Here is a 3,813-nt window from a genome sequence, read left to right as displayed (position 1 = left end):
CAAGAAACCAAGATCAGAAAATTGTAACAAGCTCATAGTAGAACTGGCAAAAAAATAGACCTCCGAAGAGATCTACTTTCAATTTATTCTGCTGCTTCTAATTTATCCAAGTTCTTGCTGCCAAACCATAGGATCAAGCCTAGTACGATAACGACTGCCGCTAAGATACCATAGCCCATTTGGAACTCAGCAGGAACATCTGTTTCCAAGAATGCGTAGATTTTTGGATAGATCAATTGGGCGATGAATACTGCTAATGGCCAAACTCCCAATAATAGACCCATTAATTTAGCTGGTGCTAGTTTTGCGATAAACGAGTTGCCCAGTGGAGAGAAGATCATTTCTCCTAAAGACATCAATAAACTTACTAAGACTAACCATAGGATTGACGCATGGCCTTGTCCAGCCATATCAGCAACTACCATAGCTACATAAGAAACACCTACTAGCATCATGCCTAATGCTGTTTTCTTAAACATACTCATGTCGCCTTGTGGACGAGCAGCTAGTTTAGTCCATAATTTCCCTAAAATTGGACCTAACACGATACAAGTCAGGGCGTTCATTGAATCAAAATAAGAGGTTGGTACTAGGAAGCTGCCGACTTGCCAGTTGGCACGACCTAAGAACCCAGCGCCATCTCCGTAGCCGAAGTAGTAGTACGCTGGCATGTAAGCCATGTACCAAACCATCCAAAATACAACCGAGAATAAAGTAACTAAAAAAATAGCAAGAATTCTTTTTTTGTCGCCTGATGTTAATGGTGCATTGTCGTCAGTGCCGGATTTTTTACCAGCGGATTCAAATTGACGTTGGTCCACTTTAAATGGTTTCTTACCAGCTTCACCTAATGAGCGGCTGTTAAAGATAAACCATATTGCATCGATGAATAGAAGCAAACCACAAATCATGAAGACAAAGTTAAAGCCAAATGGTTTAATCAACAGTACTAAGAAAGTTGTTCCGCAGAATGAGCCGATGTTAACGAATGAGTACTGAACCGAGAAGGCCTCATTCAATTCTTTTTCATCGCTGAACAATAGACCATTTATCCCTGACAGATTTCCTTTAAACAAACCTGTACCAATGGCAACTAAAATAATCATTGCCCATACCATACCCATGGAGTTTGCTTGCCAGGCTAACATATAGCCGATACCCATTAGAATCATTCCGGCTGCCACAGAAAGTCTTGGACTTAGCCAGTAATCGGCCAACCAACCACCGATCATTGGTGTAATGTAAGTTGCGGCAACAAAGTAAGCTGACATTGCAGCTCCTTGCGCACTGGTCATTCCTAACCCGCCTGATGCGGCATTTGTCGCGATCCAAATTACCAGCATGTATTTCGCTGTATAAAAGGCCGCACGTTCGAATGAGAAGCCTAATGAACAGACATAAAAGCCAAAAGGTTTCCTCTTTTTCACTGGAGTTGTATCCATTATCATTCCTCTTTCCTAAAATAAATGTTAGTCGTTTTCTTCAAGCCACGCTTGCAAGATTTTGACATACTTCTCACGTTCTTCCACAAAAGGCATGTGACGACTGTAGGCAAATAATTCCCATTTCGCATTTGGAAGTGCGTCATACATGGTTTTTGCCACAAGCGGTGTGGATAGATCGTTGGTCCCGCTGGTAATCAATATTGGCATGTCAAGGGTCGGTAGCTTGTCGGTGTATTCGTAGGGCTGCAAGGTCCCTGTTGGTGAATACTCGTTTGGTCCCCAAGCGGTGATATAGCTTTCGGTACCTGGTACTTTTTCGCGACGCAACGGTTCTGGTGAATCTTCGGTTGGAACCGCAGCAGCATGTCGAACCATAAAGCGGTCATTGGCTGCTAGATAAGCTGGATCATCATAAACGCCGGTTTCTTCTGCTTTGGCAATCGCTGCCTGATCTTCTTCTGACATGAAGCTGATCATGCGGTGCTGTTCTTGCGCCCAAAGGCTGGCAGATGACAAAGTGCTGGACAGGATCATACTCTTAATGCCTTTTGGTGCATAATCGCAGGCATAAATAATTTCCAGCATGCCGCCCCAAGATTGACCTAACAAATGAACTTCGTCTAAGCCTAAGTGCTCCCGCAGTGCCGCTAATTCGTTCACCCATGTTTCTGAAGTCCAAAGTGATGGATCAGACGGTACTGCTGATTTGCCGCAGCCTAGTTGATCGTACATGATCAATTGGCGGCCATCGACTGCCATATCATCCAACACTTCAAAATAGTTATGAGTGGAACCCGGTCCGCCGTGCATCAAGATCAGCGGTTTTTTGTTGCCGCTGCGTTCGCCTACGACCCGGTAATACGTTTGATGTCCTAAATAAGGCATGTAGCCTTCTTCTACTTTCATGCTTCTCCTCCTGACATTTTTTTAGAAATGCTTCTATCCGCAAGGAACTGCGGATAGAAGATAAAAATCATTTAGCCAACGATTTCTAGATCTTTTGGATAGTGGTTCAAGTTTTCACAGCCATCTTCAGTAACAATGACTAAGTCTTCGATACGAACGCCGACTTCACCTGGAATGTAGATACCTGGTTCAATCGAGAAGATGTTGCCTACTTCAGCTACGTTGTCGTTAGAGCCGGAAACGTCGCCGGTTTCGTGACATTCGATGCCGATAAAGTGTCCTAGACGGTGAGTAAAGTATTCGCCGTAGCCTTTTTCGGTGATGTAATCACGAGCTGCTGCATCGATTGCGGATAATTTCACGCCTGGTTTTACCAGGTCGATGGCGCGTTGGTTGGCTTCTTTAACGATTTCGTAGACTTCGCGGCCTTTATCAGAGACTTCTTTGTAGAAGAAGGTCCGAGTTAAGTCAGAAGCGTAAGAATTTTTGACGCCGCCGATATCCAGAATGACGCTGTCGCCTGGTTTTACTTTCGAATCATCGGTTTCATGGTGAGGATCGGCTGCGTTAGCGCCATAGCCTACGATTGGATCAAATGAAAAACCGCTGTTGCCTAGCTCTTTATAAATCCCAGCTAATTTGTCTGCCATTTCTGCTTCGGTTAATTCTTCTGGTAATAATTTTTTCAAGCGATCTACTGCGATTTCATTGTCTGCTTGGGCATCCCGCATTAATTGTTTTTCTTCTTCGTCTTTGATTGCCCGAACGGAATCCGTCACTTGAGAGCCGTTGCCTAATTTAGCATCTGGTACAATTTCTAATAAACGTAATAAGAATTGAGCCGGCCAGTTTTTGTCGACACCAATTTTTTCGTCGGTATTAACATACTCCAAAACTTTCTTCACTGCATCATCGGTATCATCGATAAATACTTTTTCCACACCCAGATCTTCTTCGATCGGGAATAATTTGTTGATGATTAGTGTGTTCTTGCCTTCTGGTGTAATGACTAATACTAACAATCTTTCACCTGGATGAATCCAACGACCGGTTAGATAGAAAATGGTTGCTGGGTCAGAAACTAGCAGTTGCCCGTACCCTTGTTCCTTCATTTTTTCAATTACTCTTTCCACACGACGTTCTTTCAAAATAGTTCACTCCTTTGATAGATTGTTTGCCTTATCGGCTATTCAAAACAGCGGGTTCACTGTTTAAAATCAATTTCGGAACGCGAATAAAAACCTGTTAAAAACAGGCGCCACAGTAAAAATCAAAAAATGCTTGTTCAACCATTCACCTATCACAGGTTTAAAATAACCATAAAAACAGAATGATTTCAAGCTTTTTTATGGAGAAAGTTGTTTTTTTCTATTTGCTTCCGCTTACACAAGTTTACTACAAAATTTTGTCAATTTAAACAATTCTTTTCAAATTCCTGCAAAAAAGCGCGATTTTTTTAGTT

At 42.5% G+C, this 3,813-nt stretch carries 3 protein-coding genes; all 3 read right to left on the bottom strand.

From position 1 onward, the window contains the following. Positions 1 to 83 precede the first annotated feature (83 nt). Positions 84 to 1,442 (bottom strand): peptide MFS transporter, encoded by a 1,359-nt coding sequence (locus tag JZO70_RS22310; RefSeq protein ID WP_207675893.1) that lies wholly within the window; start codon positions 1,440 to 1,442, stop codon positions 84 to 86. 27 nt (positions 1,443 to 1,469) lie between these two features. Next, positions 1,470 to 2,351 carry a proline iminopeptidase gene (gene pepI, locus JZO70_RS22305; protein WP_207675892.1) on the bottom strand — a complete coding sequence of 294 codons (882 nt, stop codon included), beginning with the start codon at positions 2,349 to 2,351 and terminating at the stop codon, positions 1,470 to 1,472. A gap of 71 nt (positions 2,352 to 2,422) precedes the next feature. Then, on the bottom strand, positions 2,423 to 3,499 hold the full coding sequence (locus JZO70_RS22300) for a M24 family metallopeptidase (RefSeq protein WP_207675891.1): 1,077 nt from the start codon (positions 3,497 to 3,499) through the stop codon (positions 2,423 to 2,425). Positions 3,500 to 3,813 lie beyond the last annotated feature (314 nt).

This window comes from Candidatus Enterococcus moelleringii, assembly GCF_017377575.1.
In the GTDB taxonomy this organism is placed as follows: Bacteria; Bacillota; Bacilli; order Lactobacillales; family Enterococcaceae; genus Enterococcus_A; species Enterococcus_A moelleringii.
The sequence above is the reverse complement of the archived record's forward strand: the minus strand, read 5'-3'. Positions and strand labels throughout refer to the sequence as shown.